Source organism: Nocardioides acrostichi (genome assembly GCF_015319165.1).
GTDB classification, from domain to species: domain Bacteria; phylum Actinomycetota; class Actinomycetes; order Propionibacteriales; family Nocardioidaceae; genus Nocardioides; species Nocardioides acrostichi.
In genome coordinates, this window is sequence record NZ_JADIVZ010000001.1 from 465,303 (window position 1) to 490,801 (window position 25,499).

The window sequence follows — 25,499 nt, forward strand, 5'->3', positions numbered from 1 at the left end:
AAACTCGTGACGGGTCACGTGAAAACTCGTGACGGGTCACGTGAAAACTCGTGGCAGGTCGGCCTCAGAGGAGGGAGCCGGCCTCGTCGAGAACCTTGCGCAGCACCTGCTCCATCTCGTCGAACTGCGTCTGGTCGCAGATCAGCGGGGGAGCCAGCTGCACGACCGGGTCGCCGCGGTCGTCGGCGCGGCAGTAGAGGCCCTCGGCGTAGAGCTTCTTGGAGACGAAGCCGTAGAGGATGCGCTCGCACTCCTCGGCGCTGAACGACTCCTTCGTGGTCTTGTCCTTGACCAGCTCGATGCCGTAGAAGAAGCCCTCGCCGCGCACGTCGCCGACGATGGGCAGGTCGAGCAGCCGTTCGAGCGTGGCGCGGAAGGCGCCCTCGTTGTCGCGCACGTGCTCGAGGATCTTCTCCTCCTCGAAGATCTGGAGGTTGCGCAGGCCGACCGCGGTGGAGACCGGGTGGCCGCCGAAGGTGTAGCCGTGGGCGAAGGAGTTGGCGCCGGAGAGGAACGGCTCCATGAGCCGGTCGCTGGCGATCATCGCGCCCAGGGGCGAGTAGCCCGAGGTGATGCCCTTGGCGCAGGTGATGATGTCGGGCTGGTAGTCGAAGCGCTCGGCGCCGAACATGTGACCCAGCCGCCCGAAGGCGCAGATGACCTCGTCGCTGACCAGCAAGACGTCGTAGGTGTCGCAGATCTCGCGCACCCGCTGCCAGTAGCTCGGCGGAGGCGGGAAGCAGCCACCGGCGTTCTGCACCGGCTCGAGGAAGACGGCGGCGACGGTCTCGGGGCCTTCGTTCTCGATGGCGACCGCGATCTGGTCGGCCGCCCAGCGGCCGAACTCCTCGAGGCTGCCGCCACCGAAGCCGGGGTGCTCCTCGGCACGGTAGTAGTTGGTGTTGGGCACCCGGAAGGTGGAGGGCACCAGCGGCTCGAACTGCTGCTTGAGCAGCGGCAGGCCGGTGATGGAGAGCGCACCCTGCGTGGTGCCGTGGTAGGCGATGGCCCGGCTGATGACCTTGTGCTTCATGGGCTTGCCGGTGAGCTTGAAGTAGTTCTTGGCCAGCTTCCAGGCCGACTCGACCGCCTCGCCGCCGCCGCTGGTGAAGAAGACCCGGTTGAGGTCTCCGGGCGCGTAGGAGGCCACCTTCTCGGCGAGCTCGATCGCGGTGGGGTGGGCGTAGGACCACAGCGGCATGAAGGCCAGCTCCTTGGCCTGCGCCGCCGCGGTCTCCGCGAGTTCGGTGCGCCCGTGGCCCAGCTGGCTCACGAACAGCCCGGCCAGGCCGTCGAGGTAGCGCTTGCCCTGGGCGTCGAAGAGATAGGCACCCTCACCTCGCACGATCACCGGTACGTCGGAGGTGGCGTACTGGCCGTGGCGCGTGAAGTGCATCCACAGGTGATCCTTGGCAGCCTGCTGCAGGTGGTCGTAGTCCGGGTGCATGTGCTCATGCTCCCCGCCACCGGAGCAGAACGCAAGCGAATCCGTCGCCCAGAGCCAAGATGTGTACGGATTTCGTTGAGCACGACGAGATAGTCGGACCTGATAGGAACCTCCCGTGACCTCTCCAGCCCCCGCCACCGTGTTCCGCAACGGCGCCCTCTTCGACGGGCACCGCCACCACGCGAACGCCGAGGTGTTGGTCGTCGAGGGGAGGGTGGCCCTGGTGGCGCTCGACGGCGCGCGTCTCGAGGCGGACGGCGCGAGCGAGGTCGACCTCGCCGGAGGCCTGCTCGCTCCCGGGTTCACCGACGCTCACGTGCACGTCGTGCAGGGTGGGGTCGAGCGCATCCGCTGCGACCTCACGGCGGCCGACACGCGAGAGGAGTACCTGGCGACGGTGGCTGCCTATGCCGAGCGGCACCGGGGTGCCTGGATCCTCGGTGGCGGCTGGTCGATGTCGGCCTTCCCCGGCGGCACGCCAGTGGCCACCGACCTCGATGACGTCGTGCCCGATCGACCGGTGTTCCTGCCCAATCGCGACCACCACGGCGCCTGGGTCAACTCCCGTGCCCTCGAGCTGGCCGGCATCACCCGCGAGACCCCCGACCCGCCCGACGGGCGCATCGAGCGCGACACCGCTGGACACCCCAGCGGCACCCTGCACGAGGGTGCGATGCACCTGGTCAGTCGATTGCTCCCGGCCACCACCGACGCCGAGCTCGACGCCGGCCTGCTCGCGGGGCAGGCCTACCTGCACTCGGTCGGCGTCACGAGTTGGCAGGACGCGATCATCGGCGACTACGCGGGCATGGACGACGCGGGGCCGGCGTACCTGCGGGCCGCGCGTGCGGGCACGCTGCGCAGCCACGTGGTCGGCGCCTTGTGGTGGCAGCGCGACCGGGGGCTGGAGCAGATCGCCGACCTGGTGGCCCGTCGAGCCGAGCTGACCCACGGTCGGTTCCGGGCCAGCACGGTCAAGGTGATGCAGGACGGCGTCGCCGAGAACTACACCGCAGCCCTGGGGGAGCCCTACCTCGACCGCTGCGGGCACGCCACAGCCAACGCCGGTCACTCCTTCGTCGACCCTTCCGTGCTGCGCGCTGCCGTGCCGGCGCTGGCGCGCGAGGGCTTCCAGGTGCACGTGCACGCCATCGGCGACCGCGGGGTGAGCGAGGCGTTGGATGCGTTCGCGGGTCTCGACGCCGCCGGCCGCGACTTGCGTCACCACATCGCGCACCTCCAGCTGGTGCGCCCCGACGACCTGCCCCGCTTCGCCGAGCTCGGTGTGACGGCGAACATCCAGGCGCTCTGGGCCTGCTACGACGAGCAGATGGTCGAGCTCACCTTGCCCTTCATCGGCGCGGATCGCGCCCGCTGGCAGTACCCCTTCGGTGGGCTCCACCGCGCCGGTGCCCGACTGGTCGCGGGCAGCGACTGGCCGGTGAGCAGCCCGGACCCGATGCTGGCGCTGCACACGGCCGTCACGCGGCGCGCTTGCGACGTGAGGGCGCCGGCGCGCGACGAGCCGTTCCTGCCCGAGCAGGCGCTCGACCTGGGCACGGCCTTCGCGGCGTACACCTCGGGCAGTGCGTGGGTGAACGGGCGAGACGACGCGGGCGTCGTCCGCGTCGGGGCCACCGCCGACCTGGTCGTCCTCGACCGGAACCCGTTCGTGGGCCACGAGCGCGAGATCGCCGACACGATGGTGCGCAGCACGTGGATCGACGGGCACTGCGTCTACGAACGATGAATCACCGCTGAAATTCGAACTTGGACAACTGAAATCGTAGATACAACGCACTTGAGCCTACCGAATCCGCAGCTGGGTCACTAGGCTCCCGGCATGGCCGACACCACCTTCAGCAACGTGATCAACGGCGAGCTCGTGCCCGCGGCGTCCGGGGCGACGTACGACGTCATCGACCCCACGACCGGCGAGGTCTACGCGCAGGCGCCCGCCTCGAGCAGCGAGGACGTCGACCGCGCCTACGCCGCAGCCGACGCCGCTTTCGAGGGCTGGGGCTGGCAGACGACCCCCCAGGATCGCGCTCGCGCCCTGCTCAAGCTGGCCGATGCCATCGAGAGCCGGGTCGAGGAGATCAACGCCGTCGAGTGCCGCGACACCGGCAAGCCGCTGGGGCTGACCCTGGAGGAGGAGATGCCCTACGCCAGCGACCACTTCCGGTTCTTCGCCGGTGCGGCGCGCGTGCTCGAGGGTCGCGCGGCGGGGGAGTACATGGCCGACCACACCTCCTGGGTGCGGCGCGAGCCGATCGGCGTCGTGGGCCAGGTGACGCCGTGGAACTACCCCTTGCTCATGATGATCTGGAAGATCGCCCCGGCGCTGGCCGCCGGCAACACCGTGGTGCTCAAGCCGAGCGACACCACGCCGGCGTCCTCGAGCCTGCTCGCCGAGATCGCACAGGAGTTCCTGCCGCCCGGGGTGCTCAACGTCGTGTGCGGCGACCGCGACACCGGTCGTGCGCTGGTCAGCCACCCGACGCCCCAGATGGTCGCCATCACCGGTTCGGTACGAGCCGGCATGGAGGTTGCCGGCTCCGCGGCCACGGATCTGAAGAAGGTGCACCTCGAGCTCGGCGGCAAGGCGCCGGTCATCGTGTTCGACGACGCCGACGTCGAGAAGGCCGCCGAGGGCATCGCCGGGGCCGGCCTCTTCAACGCCGGCCAGGACTGCACGGCTGCCACGCGCATCCTCGCCTCGCCCGGCATCCACGACGACCTCGTCGCCGCGCTCGCCGAGGCCGCGCAGGGCATGCCCACCGGGATGCCCGACGTCGAGGGGGTCTACTACGGGCCGCTCAACAACGCCAACCAGCTCGCGCACGTGACCGGCATGGTCGACCGCCTGCCCGACCACGCCCGGGTCGTGACCGGCGGCACCCGCCAGGGCAGCGCCGGCTACTTCTACGAGCCCACCGTGCTCTCGGGTCTGCAGCAGACCGACGAGCAGATCCAGACCGAGATCTTCGGGCCGGTCATGACCGTGCAGAAGTTCGACGACGAGGCGCAGGCGCTGGCCTGGGCCAACGACGTGAAGTACGGCCTGGCCTCCAGCGTGTGGACCGCCGACCATGGCCGAGCCATGCGGGTCTCGCGCCGCCTGGACTTCGGTGCGGTGTGGATCAACACCCACATCCCGTTCGTCTCGGAGATGCCGCACGGCGGCTTCAAGCACTCCGGCTACGGCAAGGATCTCTCGATGTACGGCCTCGAGGACTACACCCGGATCAAGCACGTCATGAGCTTCATCGGTGAGTGACATGAGGATCCTGCTGGTCGGCGCCGGCGGTGTCGGCGCGGCGTTCTGCGCCATCGCCGCGCGGCGCGACTTCTGCGAGACCATCGTGGTCACCGACTACTCCCTGGAGCGCGCCCAGAGGGCGGCCGCCCAGGACGAGCGCTTCGTCGCCGCGCAGGTCGACGCCTCGAGCGCCGAGGCGGTCGCAGCGTTGTGTCGCGAGCACGCCGTCACCCACGTGATGAACGCGGTCGATCCGGTCTTCGACATGCCGGTCTTCTCTGGTGCGTTCGAGGCAGGGGCCCACTACGTCGACATGGCGATGTCGCTCTCGCAGCCACACCCCGAGCGGCCCTACGAGACGCCGGGCGTGAAGCTCGGTGACGAGCAGTTCGCGGCGGCGTCCGACTGGGAGGACGCCGGACGGTTGGCGCTGGTGGGGATGGGTGTCGAGCCCGGGCTCTCGGACGTCTTCGCGCGCTATGCCGCTGACCACCTCTTCAGTGAGATCGACGAGCTGGGCACGCGCGACGGCGCCAACCTGGTGGTCACCGACGAGGCCGGCAACGAGGTCTTCGCGCCGTCGTTCTCGATGTGGACCACGATCGAGGAGTGCCTCAATCCACCGGTGGTCTGGCAGGACGGCGACTGGCACACCACCGCGCCGTTCAGTGAGCCGGAGGTGTTCGATTTCCCCGAAGGCATCGGGCCGGTCGAGTGCGTCAACGTCGAGCACGAGGAGGTGCTCCTCATGCCGCGGTGGGTCGACTGCCGCCGCGCGACGTTCAAGTACGGCCTCGGCGAGGAGATGATCGGCATCCTCAAGGTGCTGCACACCCTCGGACTGGACTCCACCGAGAAGGTCGGCGTCAAGGGCGTCGAGGTCAGCCCGCGCGACGTCGTGGCGGCGGTGCTGCCCGACCCGGCCACGATCGGTCCCCGGATGACCGGCAAGACGTGCGCCGGGCTGTGGGTGACGGGCACGGGTAAGGACGGCGCCCCGCGGTCGACGTACCTCTACCACGTGGTCGACAACGCCGAGACGATGGCAGAGTACGGACACCAGTGCGTGGTCTGGCAGACCGCGATCAACCCGGTGGTGGCCCTCGAGCTCCTGGCGACCGGGGTCTGGCAGGGGACTGGCGTGCTCGGACCGGAGGCCTTCGACGCCGTGCCGTTCCTCGACCTGCTCACGGCCTACGGCAGCCCGTGGGGTGTGCGAGAGTTGGACGCATGATCGAGCAGATTCGTCGTCTGGTGACCGATATCCCCGGACCTCGTTCGGTACAGATGGCCGAACGCAAGAAGTCTTGCGTTGCCAACGGCGTGGCGACGACCCTGCCGGTGTACGTCGAGCGGGCCGGCGGGGGAGTGCTCGTCGACGTCGACGGCAACCACCTCATCGACCTCGGGTCGGGCATCGCGGTCACCACCGTGGGCAACTCGGCACCGGCCGTCGCGCGGCGGGTGCACGAGCAGGTCGACGCCTTCACCCACACCTGCTTCATGGTCACGCCCTACGAGGGCTACGTGGAGGTCTGCGAGGCGCTGGCCGAGCTCACGCCCGGCGACCACGCCAAGAAGTCGGCCCTCTTCAACTCCGGCGCCGAGGCGGTCGAGAACGCGGTGAAGATCGCGCGCGTCGCCACCGGCAAGGACGCCGTCGCGGTGTTCGACCACGCCTACCACGGCCGCACGAACCTCACGATGGCCATGACGGCCAAGAACATGCCCTACAAGAACGGTTTCGGCCCCTTCGCCGGTGAGGTCTACCGGGCGCCCATGAGCTACCCGCTGCGCGACGGGCTCGACGGCGCCACGGCGGCAGCGCGCGCGATCGACGTGCTCGACAAGCAGGTCGGCGCCGCCAATCTCGCGTGCGTGGTGATCGAGCCGATCCAGGGCGAGGGCGGCTTCGTGGCGCCCGCGCCCGGGTTCCTGCCGGCGCTGGCACAGTGGTGCAGCGCGAACGACGTGGTCTTCGTCGCCGACGAGATCCAGACCGGCTTCTGCCGCACCGGCGACTGGTTCGCGTGCGATCACGAGGGCGTGGTGCCCGACCTGGTCACCACGGCCAAGGGCATCGCCGGCGGCCTGCCGCTGGCGGCCGTCACCGGGCGCGCCGAGCTGATGGACGCCGTCCACGCCGGAGGTCTGGGCGGCACCTACGGTGGCAACCCGATCGCGTGCGCCGCGGCGCTCGGCGCGATCGAGGAGATGCGCTCGGCCGACCTCGTCGGCCGGGCGCGCGAGGTCGGCGAGCTGATGCGGACGCGGCTGGAGAAGATCGCCGCCGAGCACCCGGTGGTCGCCGAGGTGCGCGGTCGTGGGGCGATGACGGCGATCGAGCTCTGCGAGCCCGGCACCACCACGCCGGACCCCGCCCGCGCGGCCGCCGTCTCCGCGCACTGCCACGCTCAGGGCGTCGTCACCTTGACCTGCGGCACCTGGGGCAACGTCTTCCGCTTCCTGCCGCCGCTGGCGATCTCCGACACCCTGCTCGAGGAGGCCTTCGACGTGGTCGCGGAGGCCTTCGCCGTCACCGCGTAACCCGCGAGGGGTCGCGAATTGCTGCCCCAGGGGTCGCAGATTGTGCCTCGAGTGGTCGCAGATTGTGCCTTGAGGGGTCAGCGGCGTCGGCCTCCCCACCAGGCCGATCCCGCCGCGAAGACGGTGAGGAGGGCCAGCTGCACGAAGCCCGTGAGGCCCTCCTCGGTCACCGCCGTGCTCGGTGTCGGCCAGCCGGCGAAGACGACCGTGAGAGCGATCAGCGGCGCCGGCAGAGCCAGCGCGAGACGCTGCTGCCACGGCGCCGAGCGCCACAGGGAGATCCACCACGACCAGGATCGGTCGGGTAGGTGGTCGGCGAGGGTGCGCCACAGGATCGCGGAACCGAGGACGAGCGCTGTCGCCGCGCCGACGCGTGGCAGCAGCGGGACGCGGGAGACGAGGAGCGCCGCCGAGACGAGGGCGGTCACCATGAGGAGCGACGACAGCCGAAGCGACGTGCGCGTGGCCACCAGCGCGAGCGTGCCTCGCAGCGCCTCCTCGCCCGGGTGGTTCGCGAGGGCGGAACGCACACGGTCGCTACTGCTCCGCAGTCGTCCGGACTCAGTGTCCAGACGCGCGAGATTCGCACTGGCCAGGGGATGCTGAGGGTCGAGCCTGAGCGCCTCCTCGTAGGCAGACCGCGCGTCGTCGAACCTGCGCAGGGCCTCGAGGCACGCGCCGGCCAGGTTGTGGCAGTGAGCGTTGTGCGGATCGAGGCGCAGACCGTTGTTGATGTCGGCCAGGGCGGCGGAGAGGTGTGGTCGAGGGCCGGTCATGAGTGCCCGGGCCCGGGTGTAGTAGGTGACCCAGGAATGCGGCGCGAGCCGCGCGACGGCTTCCGCCGCGTCGATGGCGCCCGCGGCGTCCTTCGCGTCGGCGCGCAGAGCGCTGAGGTGAGCCCAGGCCTCGGGATCGTCGGGGTCGCTGCGCAGCACGAGTCGGAGGGTGTGCTCAGCGTCGCGGGGCCGGTCCTGCTCCGCTTGGGCTCGGGCCAGCAGGCGCAGCAGGGCGGCGTCCTCCGGAGCAGCGGCGAGCAACGGCCCGATCAGCTGCTCGGCCTCCGCGGCGCGACCGAGGTCGAGGAGGATGGCGGCGCGTCGGACGCCCTCAGTGGCCGTCACGATGCGGCACGGCGCGCACGCCACAAGGAGTAGAGAGCTCCGAGACCCCACCACAACGCGACTCTGCCGAGCAGCTGGCGTAGTTCGGCACCGGGGACGGGGACGAGCCCTAGAACGAGGGCGCATCCGGCCAGAGGGCCTGCCGGGACGAGCAGCGCCAGTCGCCCTCGGAGGTCGAGGGCTCGCCATACGACGGTCATCAGTCGGCCTCGCGCTCGTGGGAGGCCGCGCATGCGTCGGTACCAGACCACGCTGACGAGCGCGAGCAGAGCCGCGGCGACCGGCGCGCGCACGGCGACCGACTGACCGAGGGCCACGAGCGCCAGCATCACGAGATCCGCTGCGAAGACCCAGGGCAGGGTCGTCAAGCCGGCCCGGACCACCAACGATCCGGCCAGCAACTGCAGGTCGTGATCGCCCGGGCTAGAGGCGAGCAGGGCCGTGGCCTCGCGTGCGCTGTCGCCGAGCCTCCCCTCGTCGGCGTCGAGTTCGATCAACGTCGCGCGGGCCGCCGTGTGTCCCGGGTCCAGCTGAAGGGTGCGCTCGTGCGCGCGGCGCGCTTGCGCGGAGTCGTCGAGGTCTCCGAGGGCAAGACCGGCGAGCTGGTGGGCACTCGCCGCGTGCGGATTCAGCTCGAGCGCCCGGTTGGCGCAGCGCAGGGATGCGCGAGGGTCGGGCGGAGGGCCGGTGCGGTGGGCGAGCCCGAGTGCGTAGTGCGCCGACCACGCCTGCGGGTGGCATGCCACGGCCTGGCTCGCGACCCCCACCGCGTCGGCACCGTCGTCCGCGGCTCGACGCAGGTCGACGAGTTGCAAGAGGGCCTGCAGATGAGTCGGATCGGTCCGCAACGCCGCGCGGACGGCGAGCTCGGCCTCGGCGAACTGGTGCAGATCCGCTCGGGCCTCGGCCAGCAGGACGAGGGCCTCGGTGTCGTCCGGATCGGAGACCAGGTGTGGCCCGAGCAACTCCGCGGCGCCGGCCGGTCGAGCGAGGTCGATGAAGTGGCGGGCGCGCTCGTGTACCTCCCAGCGCTGCACGTGGATACCTATCGACGGCCGCGCTTGCGGATGAACGTCGCGAGCTCGTCGTACTCGCCGTCGGTGTTGGCGAAGAGCGCGACGTTGCGCGCGGTCTCGATCCAGGGCCCGATGCTCGGCCGGATGTCCTTCAGGGCCCGCTCGAAGTCGTCGGTCCGGATCAAGCGAGCCTCGCCGCTGCGTACTGAGTCCATGAGCGCCACCTCGGCGGCGGACTCGCACACGTGGGCGAGGTCGGCGCCGCTGAAGCCGTCGGTGCGCTTGGCGATGGCTGCGACGTCGACTCGTTCCAGCGGCCTCCCGCGCAGGTGGGTGCGCAGGATCGCCTCGCGGGCTGCCCGATCGGGCGGCAACACCAGCACCGTGCGGTCCAGGCGCCCCGGGCGACGCAGGGCGGGGTCGACGTCCCAGGGATGGTTCGTGGCCGCGAGGACGAACACGCCCTCGTTGTCCGAGCCCACGCCGTCGAGCTCGGTGAGCAACTGGTTGACCGTGGTGCGCATGCCGCTGTTGCGCGTCAGCGAGCGCTTCTGACCGATCGCGTCGAGCTCGTCGAGGAAGAGCACGCAGGGTGCGGAGTCGCGAGCCGTGCGGAACAGCTCGGCCACGTTGCGCTCGCTGGAGCCGATGTACATGTCCAGCACGTCGGCCAAGGAGACGTGCAGGAAGCCGGCGCCGAGCTCGCCGGCCACGGCACGGGCCAAGAAGGTCTTGCCGCACCCCGGCGGGCCGTAGAGCAGCAGACCGCCGCGCAGCGACTTGCCGTACAGCGCGCGGAGCTCGGGGTTGCGCAGCGGGGCGAGGAAGCTGGCCTGCAGGCGCTCCTTGACGTCGTCGAGCCCGCCCACGTCGGCCAGAGTGAGCTGCTCGCGCTCGACGTCGAAGGCCCCGGCATCGGGCTCGCCCGGGCCGGTCGAGCCATCGGAGTACATCGGCGGCACGACGTCGCCGAGGTCGGCCTCGGCGGATTCCCAGTCGAACCCCGGCCGGCCCGATGCGGCGGGCTCCACGGGCTCCACGGGCTCCACGGGCTCCACGGGCTCGGCCGGGCCGCCCAGAGCACGTCCCATCAGCGCGCGTGCGTCGCGGGACGTGGGGTCGATGCCGAGGGCGGCGGCTGCCTGCGCGACCGCCTCCTCGGACCGGCCGGAGCGGAGCAGGAGGTCTCCCAGGTGCACGCGCAAGACGACGTCCGCCGGGTTGGCCTCGACGGCTCCGAGCAGGCTGTCGATCAGCGGGTCGCTCACAGCACGCGAGTGTAGGCGTGCTGGGTGGGTCTGCGGTCGGGATCGCGGATCGCGACGTCCTGTGCGTTCGCGACCCCTCGAGGGACGATTCACGACCTCTCGAGGGACGATTCACGACCCCTCGCGGGTGATGGGACACTGCGCCGGTGCAGCGACGTGACGTGGTGATCCTCGGCTCGACGGGATCGATCGGCACCCAGGCGCTCGACCTGGTGCGGGCCAACCCCGACCGGTTCCGGGTCGTGGGCCTGACGGCCGGGGGGGCCGACCCCGACCTGTTCGCCGAGCAGGTGGCCGAGTTCGCGCCCGCCGTGAGCGGGTTGGGGGAGGAGGCCTCGGTCGAGGCGGCCGCCCACCCCTGCGACGTGGTGCTCAACGGCATCACCGGCGCGGTCGGACTGCGACCGACCCTGGCCGCGCTCGAGGCCGGGACGACGCTCGCGCTCGCCAATAAGGAGTCGCTCATCATCGGCGGCCCGCTCGTGCGTGACGCCGCCGCTCCCGGCCAGATCGTGCCCGTGGACAGCGAGCACAGCGCCATCGCGCAGTCGCTGCGTGCCGGTTCGGCGGGGGAGGTGCGAAGACTCGTGCTCACCGCGAGCGGGGGTCCGTTCCGGGGCCGCATCCGTGCCGAGCTCGACGACGTGACGCCGGCCGAGGCGCTGGCCCACCCCAACTTCGCGATGGGCAGCGTCATCACCACCAACTCCGCGACCCTGGTCAACAAGGGACTGGAGGTGATCGAGGCGCACCTGCTCTTCGACGTGCCGTTCGAGCGTATCGATGTCGTGGTGCACCCGCAGCAGTACATCCACTCCATGGTCGAGTTCAGCGACGGCGCGGTCGTCGCGCAGCTCGGCCTGCCGACGATGCTCGTGCCGATCTCGCTCGGCTTGGGCTGGCCCGACCGGGTGCCCGACGCGGAGACCCCGATCGACTGGACCAAGGCGGCCGACTGGCGCTTCGAACCGCTGGACGACGACGCGTTCCCCGCCGTCCGGCTCGCACGGCGGGCGGGTGAGGCGGGGGGCACGGCACCTGCCGTCTACAACGCCGCGAACGAGGTGTGCGTGGCGGCCTTCCATGAGGGCAGGCTGAGGTTCCCCCAGATCGTCGACGTGATCGCGGACGTGCTCGCCGGGCACGACGTACGCTCGGGAGGTCACCTCACCGTCGACGACGTCCTCGCGGCCGACACCTGGGCGCGGGAGGCGGCCGTCCGCCTCATCGAAGGAACCCGATGACCGTCCTGCTGTACGTGCTCGGAGTCCTGGCCTTCGCGCTGGCACTCGTGATCTCGATCGGCCTGCACGAGCTCGGCCACATGATCCCGGCGAAGAAGTTCGGCGGCAAGGTCACGCAATACTTCGTGGGCTTCGGGCCGACGGTGTGGAGCACGCAACGCGGCGAGACCGAGTACGGCATCAAGGCGATCCCGCTCGGCGGCTACGTGAAGATCGTCGGCATGTTGCCGCCCGGCGGCGACGACCTCGCCGACGAGGTCACCACCGACGCCGACGGCAACACCGTCACGAAGGTGCGCAAGTCGAACACCGGCATGTTCGCCCAGCTGATCTCCGATGCGCGGGCGGCCGAGTGGGAGACCATCACCGCCGCCGACTCCGATCGGCTCTTCTACAAGATGCCGTGGTGGAAGAAGGTCATCGTGATGGCGGGCGGGCCGACGGTGAACCTCGTCATCGCCTTCGTGCTGTTCCTCCTCATCTTCGGCCTCTACGGGGTACGCAGCCAGGAGGTCGACGCCGGCCGACCGGTCGTCGACGAGGTCTCCACGTGTCTGTTGCCGTACGCCGAGAGCGGTCGGGCGTGCACCACGAGCGACAACAAGACCCCGGCGTACCTGGCCGGGCTCAAGCCGGGCGACACGATCACGGCGTTCGGCGGCCAGGAGATCACCAGTTGGAGCCAGTTGCGACGTCTCATCCGCAGCAACGGTGACGAGAAGACCGCCCTCACCTACGAGCGCGACGGCCAGAGCATCACCAAGCAGATCACCACGACCGTGCAGGCGCGGCCCACGTCGGCCAACGACGAGACCCTGACCCAGGTCGGGTTCCTCGGTATCTCGCCGGCCACCCACACCGTCGTCACCCACGGAGGACCGCTGTTCACCCTGGAGCAGATGGGCTACATGACCAAGGACTCCGTGGTCGCCCTGGCGCAGCTGCCCGTGAAGGTCTGGGGGGTGGGCAAGGCCATCGTGGGCGTCGAGCCGCGCGCGGCCGACAGCCCGATCTCGATCGTCGGCGGAGGCCGCATCGCCGGCGAGGTGTCGTCGCAGTCCGACTTCCCGGTGGCCGAGAAGCTCGCCTTCCTCGCCTCGCTGGCAGCGGGCTTCAACCTCTTCATCGGGCTCTTCAACTTCGTGCCGCTGCTGCCGCTCGACGGCGGCCACATCGCCTCGGCCCTCTGGGAGGCGCTGCGCCGCGGCTTCGCCCGCCTCTTCGGACGCCCCGATCCCGGTCACGTCGACGCTGCCAAGCTGCTGCCGGTCGCCTACGTCGTGGCATCCGCGCTGCTCGTGATGGGCGTCGTCCTCATCGTGGGCGACCTCGTGGTGCCGGTGCAGATGCCGGCTGGCTGAGCCACCTTCCGCAACGTCATACGGGCGGGACGTCCGTTGATCTCGTCTGGATGACATGGCGGCGCGGGCGCCCCGCGCGTCCACACGCCGACTTCGTGCGTGTGCTGTCCACAGCTGAGCGGTGATGGCCGACCTGGCGTGACGCCCCGGCTGACACTCAGCAACATGAGTGCTCGACTACCGCTCGACAGCCACGCGATCCGCCGGGCGCAGGCCGCCGCCGCGGAGCAGGGCGGCGTGTTGTCGAGGCCCCAGATCTACGCGTGCGGCGTTCCGCGATGGCTGGTGCGTCGCGAGGTGGTCATGGGGCGATGGGTAGCCCTGGACCGTCAGTCCATCGCGGTGCACAACGGGCCACTCGAGCCGCGAGGCTGGTGGTGGGCTGCCGTGTTCGCCGGTGGTCCTCGCGCCGTGCTGGACGGCGCCTCGGCACTGGTCGCTCACGGGCTGCAGCGCTACGACGTCGCGCGGGTCCGGGTGTCGATACCCCGTGGCGCCCGAGTGCGCCGCAGTTCGCGGTTCGACATCCGCCACACGCGACGGTTGGTGGCCGATGACCGCTGGCCCGGTGGGGGAGTACCCCGCACCAAGCCCGAGATCGCAGCCCTTCGAGGAGCATGGTGGGCCCGTACCGACAAAGAGGCGACCTACCTCGTGACGGTCGCCGTCCAGCAGGGGCTGACGCGGCCCGAAGACCTCGGCCGCGCGCTCTTGCGGGTTCGTCGCGACAAGCGGCGATCGCTTCTGCACGAACTGGTCAACGACCTCCTCGGCGGGGCAGGGTCGATGGGAGAACTCGATGTCCTTCGCCTGCTGCGGAGGCGGGGCCTACCCGAGCCGGTGCGTCAACAACTCCGCCGCGATTCGAGCGGGAGGTACTACCTCGATCTGTACTGGCCGGACTACCGGCTCGTGGTCGAGGTCGACGGCATCCACCACGCCTGGGCGGAGAACATCGTGGGCGACGCGCTGCGACAGAACACACTCACCCTGCACGGCGACGCTGTCCTACGGATCCCTCTCCTCGGACTCCGTCTCCAACCCGAGCGATTCCTCGATCAGGTCGAGGCGGGACTGCGCGCGGGCGGATACCGTCACGCCGCCTGACCGGCATCCCGGACGTCATACGGGCAGGACGTCCTTCGGTTCCAGCCGTATGACGTCCCCGGAGCCGAGTCAGCGCCCCGGCCAGTAGCCTGGCCACATGACCGAGATCAACCTGGGCATGCCCTCGGCACCGCCGCCGACGCTCGCCCCGCGCCGCCACACCCGTCAGATCCAGGTGGGCAAGGTGGGAGTGGGGTCCGATCACCCGATCTCGGTGCAGTCGATGACCACCACGCTCACCTCCGACGTCAACAGCACGCTCCAGCAGATCGCCGAGCTGACGGCCGCAGGCTGCGACATCGTGCGCATCGCGTGCCCGAGTCAGGACGACGCCGACGCGCTGCCGGCGATCGCGACCAAGGCGCAGATCCCGGTCATCGCCGACATCCACTTCCAGCCCAAGTACGTCTACGCCGCCATCGAGGCCGGCTGTGCCGCGGTGCGGGTGAACCCGGGCAACATCAGGGCGTTCGACGACCAGGTGAAGCAGATCGCGAAGGAGGCCGCCGACCACGGCACCTCGATCCGCATCGGCGTCAACGCGGGCAGCCTCGACAAGCGGCTGCTGGAGAAGTACGGCAAGGCCACCCCCGAGGCGCTGGTCGAGAGCGCGAAGTGGGAGGCCGGCTTGTTCGAGGAGCACGGCTTCCGTGACTTCAAGATCTCGGTGAAGCACAACGACCCCGTGGTCATGGTGCGTGCCTACGAGATGCTCGCCGCCGAGGGTGACTGGCCGCTGCACCTCGGCGTCACCGAGGCGGGGCCGGCCTTCCAGGGCACGATCAAGTCCGCCACCGCGTTCGGCGCGCTGCTGAGCCAAGGCATCGGCGACACCATCCGGGTCAGCCTCTCCGCACCGCCGGTCGAGGAGGTCAAGGTCGGAATCTCGATCCTGGAGAGCCTCAACCTCAAGCCGCGCCGCCTCGAGATCGTGAGCTGCCCCTCGTGCGGGCGCGCCCAGGTCGATGTGTACAAGCTCGCCGAGGAGGTCACCACCGGCCTCGACGGTCTGGAGGTGCCGCTGCGGGTGGCCGTCATGGGCTGCGTCGTGAACGGGCCGGGCGAGGCGCGCGAGGCCGACCTCGGCGTGGCCTCGGGCAACGGGAAGGGTCAGATCTTCGTCAAGGGCGAGGTCATCAAGACGGTGCCTGAGAGCCAGATCGTCGAGACCCTCATCGAGGAGGCCATGCGCATCGCCGAAGGCATGGACGTCGTCGACGGCGCGGGCGTCGAGGTCACGGCGGGCTGACGCCGGAGCTCCATCGGGTGAACCCTCGGCGCAGGTGCTGACGCCGGGATCGGTGCGCCGCATGACGCCTGGGTGGGCCCGGCCGCAGCGTGCCTGGCGTGACCACCAACAGGCCCGGCAACCACTACTCCCCGCTGGCGAGCAGCGAGGACACCTTCGGGCTCGACCGGATCGGGTACGCCGCAGAGCCCCGCGCCGGTCACGTTCGAGCGTGACGTCTTCGGAGCCGCCCGGCGCTAGGCTTCGCGGGTGCTGACCCTGCGCCACGGCGTCCGTGTGCTCGGTGCTGCGGACCTTCCCGCCTTCTTGGAGCTGACCGCCCAGGATCCGGTCGCGAACGTCTTCGCCGAGTACCGGGCCCGCACGACCAATCTCGAGCCGCGCTGGCTGGGGGGCGAGGTGTGGGGTCGCTTCGACGGCGGCGACTTGGTCGCGGCCGCTCATGTGGGCGCGAACCTGGTGCCGGTGCAGGCCGGTCCCGGCGACGTCGAGGCGTTCGCCGACCGCGCGCTGGGCCGTTCCCGCTCGGTCTCGACCATCGTCGGCCCGCACACGGCGGTGGAACCGCTCTGGGAACTGTTGCGCGAACGCTGGGCTCCGCCGCGCGAGATCCGCTGGCACCAGCCGCACCTCGTGCTCACCGGCGACGTGCAGGTCGAGCCCGATCCACTCGTGCGGCGTACCACGCGTGCCGACCTCGACCTGCTCTACCCGGCCTGCGTGGCGATGTACACCGAGGAGGTCGGCGTCTCGCCCGAGGCGGGCGGCGGGGGAGCGCTCTACCGCGCCCGCGTCATGCAGCTCGTGAGTCGCGGGTGGTCCTTCGCGCGGTTCGACTCCGGGCGTCTCGTCTTCAAGGCCGAGGTTGCGTGCACCTCTCCCCACGCGGCGCAGATCCAAGGCGTCTGGGTGCCGCCGGATCTGCGCGGGCGTGGCCTGGCCACGGCAGGCATGGCGGCGGTCGCGGCCGCGGTGCGCGCCGACATCGCGCCGGCGGTGTCGCTCTACGTCAACGACTGGAACACCGCGGCCCGGCGCAGCTACGAGCGGGTCGGTTTCGAGCAGACCTGCCTGTTCTCGACCGTCATGTTCTAGAACCCGCCCGGCCTCAGAGGTTCCGAACGCCCGGTGCCCGCGTCGAGGCGAGGCGAGGCGTGTCATCTCGTCGACCAGGGAGGGCGCCGACGTCGAGGAGAGGTCCGCGCCACTACAGTCGCGACATGTCACTGAGGTCGTCGAGCCCCGCGCGGCTCTCGCGCACCGCCAAGATCCTGGTGGGCGCCTACACGGTCAACGGCGTGCTGCACATCGTGAAGCCAGAGATGTTCGAGCCGCTCATGCCCGACTGGGTGCCGGCGCACCGCGAGGTCAACATCGCCGTCGGCGTGGTCGAGCTCGCCACCGCCGCCGGGCTGAGCCTCCCGGCCACCCGCAGGGCGGCGGGCCTGCTCAGCACGGCGGTCGTGGCGGGGGTGTTCCCGGGCAACGTGCAGATGGCGATCGGAGCCATGGCGGGCGACAACCGGGCCTATCAGGCTGCTGCTCTGGCCCGGCTGCCGCTGCAGTGGCCGATGCTCACCGCGTCGTGGCGGGCCTTCCGAGCGCGGTGAGACCTGGTCGCCCCTCGGGGGCGATCGCCTTCGGCGAGTAGGGGTCGCCCTTGCCGAGGTCGGAGGCGAGCTCGCACTGCTTGTGGGCGCATCGCACGATGCCCGAGGCCTTCTGGGTCCGCGCGTCGAACATCACGGTCGAGGCGTCCTCCCAGAACACGCTGCGGAAGTAGCCGTCACCGAGCTGGTAGCGCCCGGTCTGCTCGCCGCTCACCGTGCGCACGCGGAGGTTGGAAGGTCCGGGGCCATCGGCCAGGATGTAGTCGGTCGTCATGTGCGAGGCATCGGGGGAGAAGCCCGTCACGGCCTCGTCGGTCGAGACCCACAGCGCGGTGGCCGGATCGCTGATGCTCGTGACCCGCGTCTTGCCGCCGTCGTAGGGATCCTTGGTGAAGGCGGCCATCCGGTCGTGGGTGAGGTCGGCCTGGTAGCCGATCGTGCGCGTGAGCGTCGAGCGCGCACCGCTGGAGACGTCCCAGGAGACGGTGCGCTCCTTCTCGTACTTGGAGAAGAGCACGGTGCCCGCGGCGGCGTCCAACGGTTGGGCATAGCCCGGCACGCGGGTCCGCCCGAGCTTGTCGCCGGTGGTCACGTCGAAGGCCGTGAGGATCGAGACGCCGCGGTGGTAGCGGTACTTCTGCCGCACCAGCGTGGAGCCGTCGGAGCCGAGCACGGCGTAGTCGTTGTCGAGGGAGAGGAACTTCTCGTTGCCGCCGCCGGGGGTGACCAGGCGCACGCTGCTGCCGTCCTGGCCCCAGGTCGCGACGACGTAGTCGCCGTTGGTCGCCGTGCCCAGCAGCCAGGGGTGCTGCCCCCCGATGCGGGTGGCGTGGCCGTCGTCGATGACGCGGCGTCCCTTCAGATACGGCGCGGCGGAGTCGTCGCCGCGGTCGAGGTTCGAGAGATCGATCTTCGTGATGGCGGCGCGAGCATCGGGCTCGGTGGCGTTCGCGGGCGCCATCACGCCGAGGGCCAGGGCGGAGACGGCGCCGGCGGTGAGCGAGCGAGTGAGCAGGCGGGCCAGCGAGCGGGGGGTGGTGCGGGGGTGGGTGCTGGTCATGGTGGTGCCTTCCGTGGTGGGCGTTGCGCCTTGCGCGGCCGTCGAGGGGTTGGTCGAAGGAGAGACGCCGTCCGCGCGGGAATGGTTGCGGGCTGCTGCGTCGCCACCATGGAAGGAGCCGCCCGGGCGGCTTGCCCAGGCGGCTCCGAGGGCGGCTCCGAGAGATCTGGCGGCCCCACCACGTGTCGAGGTCGGCCCCGGTCCGGGGCCTGCGGCTAGCGACCTCTGACGAGCGCCAGCGGGTCGCCCCAGGGCCGAGCCGTGGCGCGGCGTCCGGCTGTGTCGTAGGAACCCGCGTACCCGTCGCCGAGGTCGGAGGCCAGCTCGCAGGCCTTCGCGGCGCATCGGACCACGCCCGAGGCGCGCTTGGTCCACGTGTCGAGCAGCAGGGTCGAGGCGTCCTCGAAGAGAGCATTGTCGAACAGCCCGCTGCGCAGCACGTAGCGACCGGTCTGGGTGCCGTCGAGGGCGCGCACTCGCACGTCCTGGGGGCCAGGACCATCCGTCGTGAACGGCACGGTCGCGAGGTGGGAACCATCGGTCGAGAAGGCCCCGACCAGTTCGTCGGGAGACGACCAGAGGGCCGAGCCGGGGTCTCCCACGGTGGACACGACGGAGGTGCCCTGGGAGGACGGGTCGCCCTTGAACGTGGCCAGGCGGTCCACGGCGAGGTTCGCGAGGTAGCCGATGCCGCGGGCCACCGTGCGGGTGGCTCCCTCGGCGGTGTCCCAGGCGAGGGTGCGCCGGGTCTGCCACTTGGAGTAGAGGACCGTCCCGTCGGCCGCGTCGAGGGGCTGCGCGAAGCCCGAGAGGGTCAGGCGAGCGGTCTTCTCGCCGGTGGTCACGTCGAACGTGGTCAGGGCCGAGGTGTTCTTGCGGTAGCGATACTTCTGACGCACCAGGGTGGTGTGGTCGGAGCCGAGGACGGCCCAGTCGTGGCCCAGCGAGAGCAGCTTCTCGCTGTCCCCGCCCGGGGTGACGACCCGGATCTCGTTGCCCCGCCTGGCGTACGTCATCACGACGTACTCACCCTCGGGGGTGGTACCGAGGAGCCAGGGGAAGCGACCACCTGCAGGCGTGGACTCCTCGCCCTCGACGATGCGGTTGCCCCGCACGTACGGGACGGCGGTGTCGGCGCCTCGGGTCAGCTGGCCGAGCTGGATGCGGGTGATGGCGGCTCGGGCGTCGGGCTCGCCGCCACGGGCATCGGCGCCGTGGGCGGGAGACACCATGCCCAGCGCGAGAGCAGGTGCAGCGCACAGGGCCAGGAAGCGGATGACCGCGGAGCGGCGTCCTCGCAGAGTAGTCGTCGTCATGGGTTCCCCTTCGGTGTGGTGGTGGTTCCGTGATCATCACTCCGCGCCTGGTGCCGCGGTTGTCCAGCACGGACGACCTGGCTCGGCGGTCTAGTCCAGGTCGCCACGCGAGGCGGTCCCGGCGGGCCCGCGGAACCCGATAACGGGTTGGTGGGCCGCGGAACGCGGGCCGTACCCTTGCGCGCATGAGTGGCCACGACGCCGGGGTAGCCCGGATCTCTCGCATGTCCAGCCTCTTCCTGCGCACCCTGCGCGAGGATCCGGCTGACGCGGAGGTGCCCAGCCACAAGCTGCTCGTGCGGGCCGGCTACATCCGCCGCGCCGCCCCCGGCATCTACACCTGGCTGCCGCTGGGGCTGAAGGTGCTGCGCCGTGTCGAGGCGATCGTCCGCGAGGAGATGGACGCCATCGGCGCCCAAGAGCTCTCCTTCCCCGCGCTGCTGCCTCGGGAGCCCTACGAGGCCTCCAACCGCTGGACCGAGTACGGCGACGGCATCTTCCGGCTCCACGACCGCAAGGGCGCCGACTACCTGCTCGGGCCTACGCACGAGGAGATGTTCACCCTCGCGGTGAAGGATCTCTACTCCTCCTACAAGGACCTGCCCCTCGCGATCTACCAGATCCAGAACAAGTACCGCGACGAGGCGAGGCCGCGCGCCGGGCTGCTGCGCGGGCGCGAGTTCATCATGAAGGACTCCTACTCCTTCGACATCGACGACGCCGGCCTCGACGCCAGCTACCAGAGGCATCGCGACGCCTACATCCGCATCTTCGACCGGCTCGGCTTCTCCTACGTCATCGTCTATGCGCACTCCGGTGCCATGGGCGGTTCGCGCTCCGAGGAGTTCCTCGCGCGGGTCGCCGTCGGCGAGGACACCTTCGTGCAGTGCACGGTCTGCGACTACGCCGCGAACGTGGAGGCCGTCGAGATCCCCGCCCCCGCTGCCGTCTCGTGGGACGACGCACCCGCCGCCCACGCCGAGCAGACGCCCGACACCCCCACCATCGACTCGCTGGTGGCCCACCTCGAGCAGGCGTTCCCCCGCGACGACCGGTCCTGGACCGGTGCCGACACCCTGAAGAACGTGCTGCTGGTGCTCGAGCACCCCGACGGCACCAGCGAGCCCCTGGCCATCGGGCTGCCCGGCGACCGCGAGGTCGACGAGAAGCGGCTCGAGGCCCACGTGTACCCGGCCGAGTTCCGGCCCTTCGGAGAGGCGGACTTCGCGGCCTACCCCGACCTCGCCAAGGGCTACATCGGCCCCGGCGCTCTCGGTGAGGAGAGCAAGACCGGCATCCGCTACCTCGTCGACCCCCGGGTCGTCGACGGCACCCGGTGGGTCACCGGCGCCGACATCGAGGGCTCCCACGTGCTCGACCTCGTCGCGGGCCGCGATTTCACCGCCGACGGCACGATCGAGGCGGCCGAGGTTCGCGCGGGCGACCCCTGCCCCCGGCTCGACGGGGGCGTCTTGGAGGCCGAGCGCGGCCTGGAGATGGGCCACGTGTTCCAGCTCGGCCGCAAGTTCGCCGAGGCGCTCGACCTCAAGGTGCTCGACGAGAACGGCAAGCTCGTGACGGTCACGATGGGCTCCTACGGGGTCGGTGTCACCCGCGCGGTGGCCGCGATCGCCGAGGGCACCCTCGACGACCTCGGCCTGTGCTGGCCGCGCAACGTCGCACCCGCCGACGTGCACCTCGTCGCCGCCGGCAAGGACGACGCGATCTTCGCCGCGGCCGATCGCATCGCCACCGAGCTCGCCCAGGCCGGCGTCGAGGTGCTCTACGACGACCGCACCGGCAAGGTCAGCCCCGGCGTGAAGTTCAAGGACGCCGAGCTCATCGGGGTGCCCACGATCGTCGTCGTCGGCCGCAACCTGGCCGAGTCCGGCACCGTCGAGGTGAAGGACCGTGCCTCGGGGGAGAAGACCGAGGTCGCCGCCGAGGCCGTCGTCGCCCACCTGCTCGACCTCGTGCGCCCGTGAAGGCCGCATCTCCCGCCGGGAGAAGTGGCATCGAGGCAGTCATCTTCGACTGGGGCGGCACACTGACGCCCTGGCACGACATCGACTTCGCCGCCGAGGCCCGAGCCTTGGCCGCGGCGGTGGCCCGAGTCGACGGCGCCGAGCACACCGAGGAGCAGACGGCCGCACACGCCGAGCGACTGGGCGCGGCGGGAAACACCGTCTGGGGCCGCAGCCGCGACGAGCAGGTGTCGGCCATGATCGCCGACCTCTTCACCGAGGCCGGTCTCGACCACGACGAGGAGCACCTGCACCATTACCGCGGCTTCTGGGAGCCGCACACGTTCACCGACCCGCAGGTCGAGCCGCTGTGGCGATGGCTACGCGAGCAGGGCATCGCGGTCGGCGTGCTGTCGAACACGATCTGGCCGCGAGAGTGGCACCGCGACTTCTTCGAGCGCGACGGCGTGCTGCACCTCATCGACGGCGACGTGTACTCCTCCGAGATCGCCTGGACCAAGCCGTCTCCGCATGCGTTCCGAGCCGCGATGGACGCCGTCGGCGCAGGCGACCCTGCCCGGTGCGTCTACGTCGGAGATCGGCTCTACGACGACGTCTGGGGCGCCCAGCAGGCCGGGCTGCGAGCCGTGCACATCCCGCACAGCGCCATCCCCGACGTGCAGCGCGGGCACACCGAGGGAACCCCCGACGCGGTGGCTCACGAGCTGGCCGATCTGCGCGACATCGTGGCTCGCTGGATGTGACGTCGCCTCGTCCGAGCGGGCGCTGGGCCGCGAGCAAGGCCGAGGTTCTTCGATGGCTGCGTGACCGGCTGCGACAGCCCCGACGCGGCTCAGCGGATGCGGCAGAGGTTCGCCCCACCGCGCGAAGGAGTCGGTGCCCCCGGGGGCACGTCTCTTTTGCACATTTCTGCATTGCACACAGATGAGGATGGACAGCTCTTCCGGCTGGGATCGCTCGATTGCATGATCGTGCATGTCGAACCGGAGCCGTCCCCATGTGCGGCACCGACCAACGACACGTGCGGGGTCTCCGTCCAGACCTCACGACTCCGGCCCTCGGGGAAGATCTCGGGACTTCCTTCGGGGGTCGGAGTCGTATCGCACCCTCTCCCGGTGGTCTCACTCAGTCGAGGTGGGGCAGGCCCGGCAGCGGCTCGGCGTCCTCGCCGGCGTCCAGCGCCGCCAGGGCGCACGCGGTGAGCGTCTCCCCGGCCCAGCGCCTCACGGTCGAGATGCTGGCCGAGACCAGGGCCGCGTAGGCCGCGCAGAGACGGGTCTCGAGGTCACCCAGGGCCGTCTCGACCCCTGCGGCGGACCCGAGGCCGCCGGGCAGGACGTAGGCGGCCTCGGCGCCCACCGGGTCGACGCCGAGCCGCTCGAGCTCGGCCACGAGGCGGTCACGCTGGTCACGATGCCGGTCGTAGGCGCTGGTGAGACGGGTGAAGAGCACGGGTGCGGCCGACTGCGAGGTACGACCCCCCAGCACGCCGACGACGTAGAGCGCGGCGTGCTCGGCGGCAAGCGCATCCTGCAGCGCCTCGGGCAGGGCGTCGGATCCGGCCATCAGCGCACCGCCAGTCGGCCCAGGAGGGCTTGCTGCTGCGCGGTGCCTGCCGCCGCGCTCGCGAGCAGGGCCGCCAACCGTCCACTCTGGGCCTGCACGGCCGCCCCGGTGAGCCGGCGACGCAGCGCGTCCTCGCGCTGGATCAGGTCTGCCACCGCGGCTTGGGTGCGGGCCGCAGCGGCAGCGGCCCCCGTCGGGTCGATCGACGGCAGCTCGCCGGTGAGCACGCGCAACTGCGTGGCATGCGCGCGCTGGACGCCGACCAACGGGCCGCGAAGCGGTGCGTGCCGGCGCCGGGTCCGGCGTACCACGACGAGGAGCCCGGCCAGCTCGGCGCGAGCCGCGTCGAGCAGGGCCAGATCGGGGTCGTCGGTGGAATCGCCCGCGCCGGCGGCCGGCCGCCCCACGGCGTCGTCCGGTCGTTCGCCGCAGCCTGCGAGACCGGCCATGACGAGCAGCCCCGGCCCCGCGAAGCCCCCGAGCACCACCCGACGACTCAGCGACGGCCGTGCGGCGGCGGTGGGGCGCGGAGCAGGCACGCGACGACGATAGGGCACCGTGCCGTGGCGAGCCGCTATGGTGGCGACACGGCGCGGCCTACTGGTTCCGCGGCGTGATGCAGGGTCGTCGCGGGGTCTCCCCGGTGGCGGCGGACAAGAGAACACGGAGGTCAGGTCGCCCATGAGCCATCAGTCCCAGGATCCCGGCCCGGACCGGGCGCGGGGCCGCGACCAGATCGACCGGCTGACGCAGGCTCTCACCGAACCGCTGACGACCCTCGGCCTCGACCTCGAGGCCGTCGAGCTCTCCTCCGCGGGCAAGCGATCCGTGCTGCGCGTCGCCGTCGACTCCGATGGCGGCCTGACGCTCGACGACATCGCCGACGCCACGCGAGTGGTGTCGAGCGTGCTCGACGACAGCGACGCGATGGGGGAGCGGCCCTACACCCTCGAGGTCACCTCGCGCGGTGTCGACCGACCGCTCACGCTGCCCCGCCATTGGCGGCGCAACGCCGATCGGCTGGTCAAGGTCACGACCGCGGAGGGCGAGACGCTGACCGGCAGGATCCTCGACTCCGACGACGAGCGTGCCACCCTCGACGTCTCCGGGCGCCGACGCCGGCTGTCGTTCGCCGACGTGCGCAAGGCGCTCGTGCAGGTCGAGTTCAACCGCCGACCCGGCAGCGAGTCGACTGCCGATTCGACGGCCGATCAGACTGCCGACGAAACCGACCAGGGAGGAGACGCCTGATGGACATCGACATGAGTGCGCTGCGGATGCTGGAGCGCGAGAAGGAGATCTCCTTCGACGTGCTCGTGCAGGCCATCGAGCAGGCCCTGCTCACCGCCTACCAGAAGACGCCGGGCGCCTACGAGCAGGCGCGTGTCGAGCTCGATCGCAAGAGCGGACACGTCACCGTGCTCGCCGCCGAGCTCGACGACGACGGCGAGCAGGTGGGGGAGTTCGAGGACACGCCGGAGGGCTTCGGCCGGATCGCCGCGATGACGGCCAAGCAGGTCATGCTGCAGCGACTGCGCGACGCCGAGGACGAGATCACGTTCGGCGAGTTCTCCGGCAAGGAGGGCGACATCGTCTCGGGCGTCATCCAACAGGGACGCAACCCCGACGACGTGATGGTCGACCTGGGTCGGCTGGAGGCCATGCTGCCGCCCGCCGAGCGAGTGCCGGGCGAGGACTACAGCCACGGCACCCGCATCAAGTGCCTCGTGGTGTCGGTGCGCAAGGGCGTCCGCGGACCGCAGGTCACCCTCTCGCGCTCTCACCCGAGCCTGGTCAAGCGGCTCTTCGCGCTCGAGGTGCCCGAGATCGCCGACGGCTCCGTGGTGATCGAGGCGATCGCCCGCGAGGCCGGTCACCGGAGCAAGATCGCCGTCGCCTCGACCGTCTCCGGGCTCAACGCCAAGGGCGCCTGCATCGGCCCCGTGGGGCAGCGCGTGCGCAACGTCATGGCCGAGCTCGGCGGCGAGAAGATCGACATCGTCGACTGGTCGGAGGATCCCGCCAAGCTGGTCGCCAGTGCGCTCTCACCGGCCAAGGTCACCTCGGTGAAGGTGATCGACGCAGCGGCGAAGGCCGCGCGCGTCGTCGTCCCCGACTTCCAGCTCTCGCTGGCCATCGGCAAGGAGGGTCAGAACGTGCGCCTGGCAGCCCGGCTGACCGGCTGGCGCATCGACATCCGCTCCGACGAGGAGCCCCAGGCCCCCGCCGCCGTGGCCGAGTCCCCCGACCACTGACGCCGATCATGGGCACGCGTCGCCGGTTCGCACCGCTGAGGGCCGACGCGCTAGGGTGAGTGCAGTGGCCTCACCCCCGGTTGTG

General features: G+C 70.8%; 22 protein-coding genes. 14 read left to right on the top strand and 8 right to left on the bottom strand.

What is annotated here, in order from left to right; genetic code table 11:
• Positions 1–64: 64 nt before the first annotated feature.
• Complete coding sequence (locus tag ISG29_RS02220; RefSeq protein ID WP_194501710.1) at positions 65–1,447, bottom strand: aspartate aminotransferase family protein; 1,383 nt, start codon at positions 1,445–1,447, stop codon at positions 65–67.
• A 115-nt stretch (positions 1,448–1,562) separates the two neighbouring features.
• Here ISG29_RS02220 and ISG29_RS02225 point away from each other — a divergent pair, with 115 nt between their 5' ends.
• The 4 genes from ISG29_RS02225 (at position 1,563) to gabT (ending at position 7,256) form a co-directional block, all read left to right on the top strand.
• Positions 1,563–3,197 carry an amidohydrolase gene (locus ISG29_RS02225; RefSeq protein WP_328827621.1) on the top strand — a complete coding sequence of 545 codons (1,635 nt, stop codon included), beginning with the start codon at positions 1,563–1,565 and terminating at the stop codon, positions 3,195–3,197.
• Between the two features lie 93 nt (positions 3,198–3,290).
• Positions 3,291–4,727, top strand: coding sequence for a gamma-aminobutyraldehyde dehydrogenase (locus tag ISG29_RS02230; RefSeq protein ID WP_194501711.1), 1,437 nt, complete (start codon positions 3,291–3,293; stop codon positions 4,725–4,727).
• 1 nt (position 4,728) lies between these two features.
• Complete coding sequence (locus ISG29_RS02235) at positions 4,729–5,943, top strand: saccharopine dehydrogenase family protein (RefSeq protein ID WP_194501712.1); 1,215 nt, start codon at positions 4,729–4,731, stop codon at positions 5,941–5,943.
• Entirely contained in the window at positions 5,940–7,256 is a 1,317-nt protein-coding gene (gene gabT, locus ISG29_RS02240; RefSeq protein WP_194501713.1) for a 4-aminobutyrate--2-oxoglutarate transaminase, read from the top strand. Before ISG29_RS02235 ends, gabT begins: the two co-directional genes overlap by 4 nt.
• Before the next feature lie 77 nt (positions 7,257–7,333).
• Here the strand turns inward: gabT and ISG29_RS02245 are convergent, their stop codons facing one another.
• The 3 genes from ISG29_RS02245 to ISG29_RS02255 are packed head-to-tail and all read right to left on the bottom strand — an operon-like array spanning position 7,334 to position 10,661.
• Positions 7,334–8,377, bottom strand: coding sequence for a tetratricopeptide repeat protein (locus ISG29_RS02245; RefSeq protein WP_194501714.1), 1,044 nt, complete (start codon positions 8,375–8,377; stop codon positions 7,334–7,336).
• Entirely contained in the window at positions 8,374–9,414 is a 1,041-nt protein-coding gene (locus ISG29_RS21485; protein ID WP_194501715.1) for a tetratricopeptide repeat protein, read from the bottom strand. Before ISG29_RS21485 ends, ISG29_RS02245 begins: the two co-directional genes overlap by 4 nt.
• 8 nt (positions 9,415–9,422) lie before the next feature.
• Entirely contained in the window at positions 9,423–10,661 is a 1,239-nt protein-coding gene (locus tag ISG29_RS02255; RefSeq protein WP_194501716.1) for an ATP-binding protein, read from the bottom strand.
• 146 nt (positions 10,662–10,807) lie between these two features.
• On the opposite strand from ISG29_RS02255, the gene dxr reads away from it, so the two are divergent.
• From dxr to ISG29_RS02285, 6 genes are all read left to right on the top strand, one after another.
• Positions 10,808–11,905, top strand: a complete 1,098-nt coding sequence (gene dxr / locus ISG29_RS02260; protein WP_328827628.1) for a 1-deoxy-D-xylulose-5-phosphate reductoisomerase — start codon at positions 10,808–10,810, stop codon at positions 11,903–11,905.
• Complete coding sequence (locus ISG29_RS02265) at positions 11,902–13,266, top strand: M50 family metallopeptidase (protein ID WP_328827630.1); 1,365 nt, start codon at positions 11,902–11,904, stop codon at positions 13,264–13,266. Before dxr ends, ISG29_RS02265 begins: the two co-directional genes overlap by 4 nt.
• A gap of 165 nt (positions 13,267–13,431) precedes the next feature.
• A complete protein-coding gene (locus ISG29_RS02270; protein WP_194501717.1) occupies positions 13,432–14,373 on the top strand; it encodes an endonuclease domain-containing protein in 942 nt (313 codons plus the stop codon).
• A 97-nt stretch (positions 14,374–14,470) separates the two neighbouring features.
• Positions 14,471–15,622: a flavodoxin-dependent (E)-4-hydroxy-3-methylbut-2-enyl-diphosphate synthase gene (gene ispG, locus ISG29_RS02275; protein ID WP_194501718.1), complete on the top strand. Its 1,152-nt coding sequence runs from the start codon at positions 14,471–14,473 to the stop codon at positions 15,620–15,622.
• A 249-nt stretch (positions 15,623–15,871) separates the two neighbouring features.
• Positions 15,872–16,717 (top strand): GNAT family N-acetyltransferase, encoded by an 846-nt coding sequence (locus ISG29_RS02280; RefSeq protein ID WP_194501719.1) that lies wholly within the window; start codon positions 15,872–15,874, stop codon positions 16,715–16,717.
• 125 nt (positions 16,718–16,842) lie between these two features.
• The gene (locus tag ISG29_RS02285) at positions 16,843–17,232 is read left to right on the top strand and encodes a DoxX family protein (RefSeq protein ID WP_194501720.1); all 390 of its coding nucleotides are present in this window, start codon (positions 16,843–16,845) and stop codon (positions 17,230–17,232) included.
• On the opposite strand, the gene ISG29_RS02290 is transcribed toward ISG29_RS02285, so the two are convergent.
• Positions 17,198–18,292, bottom strand: a complete 1,095-nt coding sequence (locus ISG29_RS02290) for a hypothetical protein (RefSeq protein WP_194501721.1) — start codon at positions 18,290–18,292, stop codon at positions 17,198–17,200. The genes ISG29_RS02285 and ISG29_RS02290 overlap by 35 nt on opposite strands.
• A 215-nt stretch (positions 18,293–18,507) precedes the next feature.
• Positions 18,508–19,608 carry a hypothetical protein gene (locus ISG29_RS02295; RefSeq protein WP_194501722.1) on the bottom strand — a complete coding sequence of 367 codons (1,101 nt, stop codon included), beginning with the start codon at positions 19,606–19,608 and terminating at the stop codon, positions 18,508–18,510.
• A gap of 185 nt (positions 19,609–19,793) precedes the next feature.
• Between ISG29_RS02295 and ISG29_RS02300 the strand changes: the two genes are divergently transcribed.
• Both ISG29_RS02300 and ISG29_RS02305 read left to right on the top strand, forming a co-directional pair.
• Positions 19,794–21,593 carry a proline--tRNA ligase gene (locus ISG29_RS02300; RefSeq protein ID WP_235958417.1) on the top strand — a complete coding sequence of 600 codons (1,800 nt, stop codon included), beginning with the start codon at positions 19,794–19,796 and terminating at the stop codon, positions 21,591–21,593.
• A complete protein-coding gene (locus ISG29_RS02305; RefSeq protein WP_328827634.1) occupies positions 21,590–22,336 on the top strand; it encodes an HAD family hydrolase in 747 nt (248 codons plus the stop codon). The genes ISG29_RS02300 and ISG29_RS02305 overlap by 4 nt, the downstream gene beginning before the upstream one ends.
• A gap of 382 nt (positions 22,337–22,718) precedes the next feature.
• Here ISG29_RS02305 and ISG29_RS02310 read toward each other — a convergent pair whose 3' ends face one another.
• A complete protein-coding gene (locus tag ISG29_RS02310) occupies positions 22,719–23,159 on the bottom strand; it encodes a ferritin-like domain-containing protein (protein ID WP_194501723.1) in 441 nt (146 codons plus the stop codon).
• On the bottom strand, positions 23,159–23,698 hold the full coding sequence (locus tag ISG29_RS02315; RefSeq protein ID WP_194501724.1) for a hypothetical protein: 540 nt from the start codon (positions 23,696–23,698) through the stop codon (positions 23,159–23,161). The genes ISG29_RS02310 and ISG29_RS02315 overlap by 1 nt, the downstream gene beginning before the upstream one ends.
• 142 nt (positions 23,699–23,840) lie before the next feature.
• Between ISG29_RS02315 and rimP the strand changes: the two genes are divergently transcribed.
• Together rimP and nusA are read left to right on the top strand one after the other, a co-directional pair.
• Positions 23,841–24,410, top strand: coding sequence for a ribosome maturation factor RimP (rimP, locus tag ISG29_RS02320; protein ID WP_194501725.1), 570 nt, complete (start codon positions 23,841–23,843; stop codon positions 24,408–24,410).
• Positions 24,410–25,414, top strand: a complete 1,005-nt coding sequence (nusA, locus tag ISG29_RS02325) for a transcription termination factor NusA (RefSeq protein ID WP_194501726.1) — start codon at positions 24,410–24,412, stop codon at positions 25,412–25,414. Before rimP ends, nusA begins: the two co-directional genes overlap by 1 nt.
• Positions 25,415–25,499: the final 85 nt, after the last annotated feature.

Excerpts from the sequence above, each read along its gene's own strand:
- ISG29_RS02220 (WP_194501710.1), bottom strand. The coding sequence starts at position 1,447 with ATGCACCCGGACTACGACCACCTGCAGCAGGCTGCCAAGGATCACCTG.
- ISG29_RS02285 (WP_194501720.1), top strand. The coding sequence starts at position 16,843 with ATGTCACTGAGGTCGTCGAGCCCCGCGCGGCTCTCGCGCACCGCCAAG.
- gabT (WP_194501713.1), top strand. The coding sequence starts at position 5,940 with ATGATCGAGCAGATTCGTCGTCTGGTGACCGATATCCCCGGACCTCGT.
- ispG (WP_194501718.1), top strand. The coding sequence starts at position 14,471 with ATGACCGAGATCAACCTGGGCATGCCCTCGGCACCGCCGCCGACGCTC.
- ISG29_RS02270 (WP_194501717.1), top strand. The coding sequence starts at position 13,432 with ATGAGTGCTCGACTACCGCTCGACAGCCACGCGATCCGCCGGGCGCAG.
- ISG29_RS02290 (WP_194501721.1), bottom strand. The coding sequence starts at position 18,292 with ATGACCAGCACCCACCCCCGCACCACCCCCCGCTCGCTGGCCCGCCTG.
- ISG29_RS02300 (WP_235958417.1), top strand. The coding sequence starts at position 19,794 with ATGAGTGGCCACGACGCCGGGGTAGCCCGGATCTCTCGCATGTCCAGC.
- ISG29_RS02295 (WP_194501722.1), bottom strand. The coding sequence starts at position 19,608 with ATGACGACGACTACTCTGCGAGGACGCCGCTCCGCGGTCATCCGCTTC.
- ISG29_RS02230 (WP_194501711.1), top strand. The coding sequence starts at position 3,291 with ATGGCCGACACCACCTTCAGCAACGTGATCAACGGCGAGCTCGTGCCC.
- ISG29_RS02265 (WP_328827630.1), top strand. The coding sequence starts at position 11,902 with ATGACCGTCCTGCTGTACGTGCTCGGAGTCCTGGCCTTCGCGCTGGCA.
- ISG29_RS02310 (WP_194501723.1), bottom strand. The coding sequence starts at position 23,159 with ATGGCCGGATCCGACGCCCTGCCCGAGGCGCTGCAGGATGCGCTTGCC.
- ISG29_RS02235 (WP_194501712.1), top strand. The coding sequence starts at position 4,729 with ATGAGGATCCTGCTGGTCGGCGCCGGCGGTGTCGGCGCGGCGTTCTGC.
- nusA (WP_194501726.1), top strand. The coding sequence starts at position 24,410 with ATGGACATCGACATGAGTGCGCTGCGGATGCTGGAGCGCGAGAAGGAG.
- rimP (WP_194501725.1), top strand. The coding sequence starts at position 23,841 with ATGAGCCATCAGTCCCAGGATCCCGGCCCGGACCGGGCGCGGGGCCGC.